Below are 3,270 nucleotides of genomic sequence, written 5' to 3'. Positions count from 1 at the left end.
ACCTCCCCGGATGGTTTTGGGATCCCTGACAGCGCTGGCTCATTCCTGTGGGTCAACCCTACGGCCGCCAATGTCGCACCTAATGCGGCTGCCATTACTAACTTCTATACCCGCGCCAAAACGCATCCCAACATGGCCGCAACCGGCGGAGCCTACAAGGGCTTCAACAGTCAATATGCGCCGTGGGATGGACAGGTGTATGTGAATCAGCAATGCGGTGCCACGTGGCTGAACATGTTCTCTGCGATCAACCAGCAGTACAGTGCTTCAAACCAGCTCCCGTTTTTGCAACTCGTAACATGGGACGACTACTACGAAGGCACGGAGTTGGAAACGGGTATCGACAACTGCGCGACCTTGAACGTTACTGTCAGCAGCAGCCAAAAGGAGCTCCAAGTCAACCTGACCAACGTCGCTACGGTAGACCATCTCGAACTCTATTCACAGGCCAGCGCAGGTGTTTATAATTTGACGAATACCTTCCCTGCAACCATGACGAATATTCCAATAAGTGGCTATTCGGGAACGTATTACCTGAAAGCTGTAGGAAAACCGTTCATTAAAAATGTCCTTTCCACGCAGATTGTAATGTCTAAATAAGCGCATTTTTTAAGTACCAACGGCCACCTTCGGGTGGCTTGTTGCGTTTGTGAGTCACGAGGGTCGAACGAACGACCGCTCCCTAAAATAATCGAGAATCGCCGCCGATTTCAACATACAGCAGCGGCGGCGCTAACGCTGCGGGAGGCTCTGATGTCGTACACGAGAGTGAACCAAACCGCGGGAGGCCATTTCCGTCGACTTGACCGCCGTCATAGATGACGTGACGGCGCCTTGCCCGATAGGATACCGCGCTTGGAACCTGCGAAGTTTCTAACGAAGAGAGCCTGGCGAGCCCGCCCGGCATGCTTCCAGTTCCCGACTTCAGCGTCTATGAAGTCGTGCGTCGCCTGCGTGAAAAATCAAAGTTCGACAAGTTGCATGTGCTCGCGCTGACGGCTTATGGCACAACGACTTCGCGTGCCCGTGCGGAGGAGGCAGGCATGAATGCCTATCTCGTCAAGCCTGCATTGCTGGATGCATTGACTAACGAGATATTGAGGGCCATGAACGCGCACGGGAACAACTGCTGAATGCGCTCCCGCTGCCAGCACCTCGGGTAGGAGCGCAGGCGAGTTCGACTCGGCGCCTCCTCATCGCCCAACTCGCCTTACAGCCACTTAATGCTCAACCATCAACCAATATCTTCAGGGATAGCGGGTTAGTCGCCGCTGTTTTCAATGAACCGATGGCTACCGCCGTATAGTTATTGCCCGCGGCGGCGGTGACACTCGTATGAATGGCTGTGATCGCGGTACCGGTTGCGTTGACTTTGAGATCGTAGGTTCCTCCGGGGACTGTCAAATAGCTGCTGATTGTCCCGAACGGCACATTCGATAACACTATCTGGTCGTTCACGAGAATGTCTACAGCGCCCGCATCGGGGGCAGCGTGAATAACGCGCAAACGGATCTGACCGGAGGGCGGGGCGGACGTGTCATCAGTCGCTAGCAGCGGTTCAATACTCGCCACGAAGTTGGCAGCAATAGCGGTGTAGGCACCGTCCTTGGAGAGAGGTGGGGACACGTTGATTACAGTGGTCTGGGTGCCGGCAGCGTTGATCTTGATCGCATGGGTGCCAGCCGAGATGGTGAGGTAACCTGATGCCGTTGGGTATGGAACATTGGCCAGCACAAGTCCGTTGTCGACGTAGACGTCGACATTGGGCGCATCAGGCGAGGCGTGCAAAATTCTCAGGCGGGCATTTCCGGGACCGTCGTCACCGCCGCATCCTGCGAAAAAAACGACCATGCAAGTCATTGCAACGACTAACAGCGTTTTTAGCGTCTTCATCATTCCATCCTCCAGAGCTGTTTTGGTTTATTGCGAGAAGACAACAATCTCGCGTGTGTGCGGCAACAGTCGGTCCAAGAAGATTGTCACCTTAACCATAATTATATGAATGACAGTGGAGTCCGTAAGACTTTTAGTATTCCGAATTACCCTGTGATGAACAATTGTTAGACGCAGTTTAAAGTTCGGATAATCTACAGTTACATTGCGACGCATTAAAAATCGAGTTTTTGTTCAACCGGTCGGACGCAATCGTTGGGATGCTTTCAACCATGTAACCCGGCTCTATGCAGGAAGCTGCCTTGCTGCGTTTTGGTCGCCCTGATGTGGTCAAGCTATGTCGGACAGGTCGGTCGGTCTTTTACTATCGGTTTCGCCTCGTGGGCAGCGGGTGACAGATGATCCGAAGTCGAGCAGGCGCACGCGCTTGTAGAAACCGATAATGTACCGGTTGACGAGAAACGCAACTATCAATGCATCTGCAGTCTTGTCTTCCAGAAGTCAACCAATACTGACTTGATCGATGGTTCGCCCTAGCGCATGGCTACTTCCACTGGACCTGCCTCGGGCTCAAGTTATTGGATTTTGATTGAGTGCCGCGGCACCCGCGTTAGTCGATCTTTACGCCTTTCCAAAATGCGACAAAGCCAGCGATGTCTTTTGCTGCCTCCATGGGGGTCGGGTAATACCAGGCTGCCGCTTTATTTTCTTGGCCGTCCACTACAAGGTCATAATAATTCGCGACCCCTTTCCAGCCGCATGTGGTCGTATGGGTGCTGGACCGAACAAATTGCTTGTCAATTGCATCAGGGGGGAAATACACGTTTCCCTCGACGATCTTGATTTTTTCGGTCGGCGCTTCCGCGATTACGGCATTGTTCCATATGGCTCGTTTCATGATGTTTTCTCTCCGAAGGGTGTCAGTGATCCAGCGTTGCTCAGTGAGGGTGGGTTTCGCAAGTCCCTCTTCGGCCCTTTAATCCCGAAGGTCATCTATCCAGAATTGTTGTTTGAGGCCCCATCTTCGCGACAATTCAGACAGCGCGGCGCACCATCAATTCTTTGATCTTGCCGATAGCTTTCGTGGGATTCAGTCCCTTCGGGCACACATCGACGCAATTCATGATGGTATGGCAACGGAACAGACGGTACGGATCTTCCAGGTTGTCGAGACGTTCACCCGTCGCTTCATCACGGCTGTCTGCAATGAACCGATAGGCTTGCAACAAGCCCGCCGGACCCACGAACTTGTCCGGGTTCCACCAAAAGCTCGGGCATGAAGTCGAGCAGCTAGCACACAGGATGCACTCGTACAGGCCGTCGAGCTCGTCGCGCTCTTCAGGCGTTTGCAGACGCTCTTTTTCCGGCGGCGGCGTG

Annotated in this window: 4 protein-coding genes and 1 pseudogene; 2 read left to right on the top strand and 3 right to left on the bottom strand. The window is 53.5% G+C overall.

The window, feature by feature from the left end; all coding sequences use genetic code 11:
- Together BSU04_RS46680 and BSU04_RS28520 are read left to right on the top strand one after the other, a co-directional pair.
- Window positions 1-600, top strand: a pseudogene (locus BSU04_RS46680) (hypothetical protein); the annotation flags it as partial.
- A gap of 305 nt (window positions 601-905) precedes the next feature.
- The gene (locus BSU04_RS28520; protein ID WP_089163718.1) at window positions 906-1,133 is read left to right on the top strand and encodes a response regulator; all 228 of its coding nucleotides are present in this window, start codon (window positions 906-908) and stop codon (window positions 1,131-1,133) included.
- 94 nt (window positions 1,134-1,227) lie between these two features.
- Here the strand turns inward: BSU04_RS28520 and BSU04_RS28515 are convergent, their stop codons facing one another.
- The 3 genes from BSU04_RS28515 to BSU04_RS28505 form a co-directional block, all read right to left on the bottom strand.
- A complete protein-coding gene (locus tag BSU04_RS28515) occupies window positions 1,228-1,896 on the bottom strand; it encodes a DUF4397 domain-containing protein (RefSeq protein WP_089163717.1) in 669 nt (222 codons plus the stop codon).
- Between the two features lie 607 nt (window positions 1,897-2,503).
- Window positions 2,504-2,791: a DUF427 domain-containing protein gene (locus BSU04_RS28510; RefSeq protein WP_089163716.1), complete on the bottom strand. Its 288-nt coding sequence runs from the start codon at window positions 2,789-2,791 to the stop codon at window positions 2,504-2,506.
- Between the two features lie 136 nt (window positions 2,792-2,927).
- The coding region (locus tag BSU04_RS28505; RefSeq protein ID WP_144021377.1) for a 4Fe-4S dicluster domain-containing protein at window positions 2,928-3,270 on the bottom strand (343 nt) is incomplete at its 5' end.

The sequence above is a fragment of the Caballeronia sordidicola genome, assembly GCF_002220365.1.
Taxonomy (GTDB): Bacteria; Pseudomonadota; Gammaproteobacteria; order Burkholderiales; family Burkholderiaceae; genus Caballeronia; species Caballeronia sordidicola_C.
Note: the sequence above shows the minus strand (reverse complement) of the source record. Positions and strands in the feature narration are given on the sequence as shown.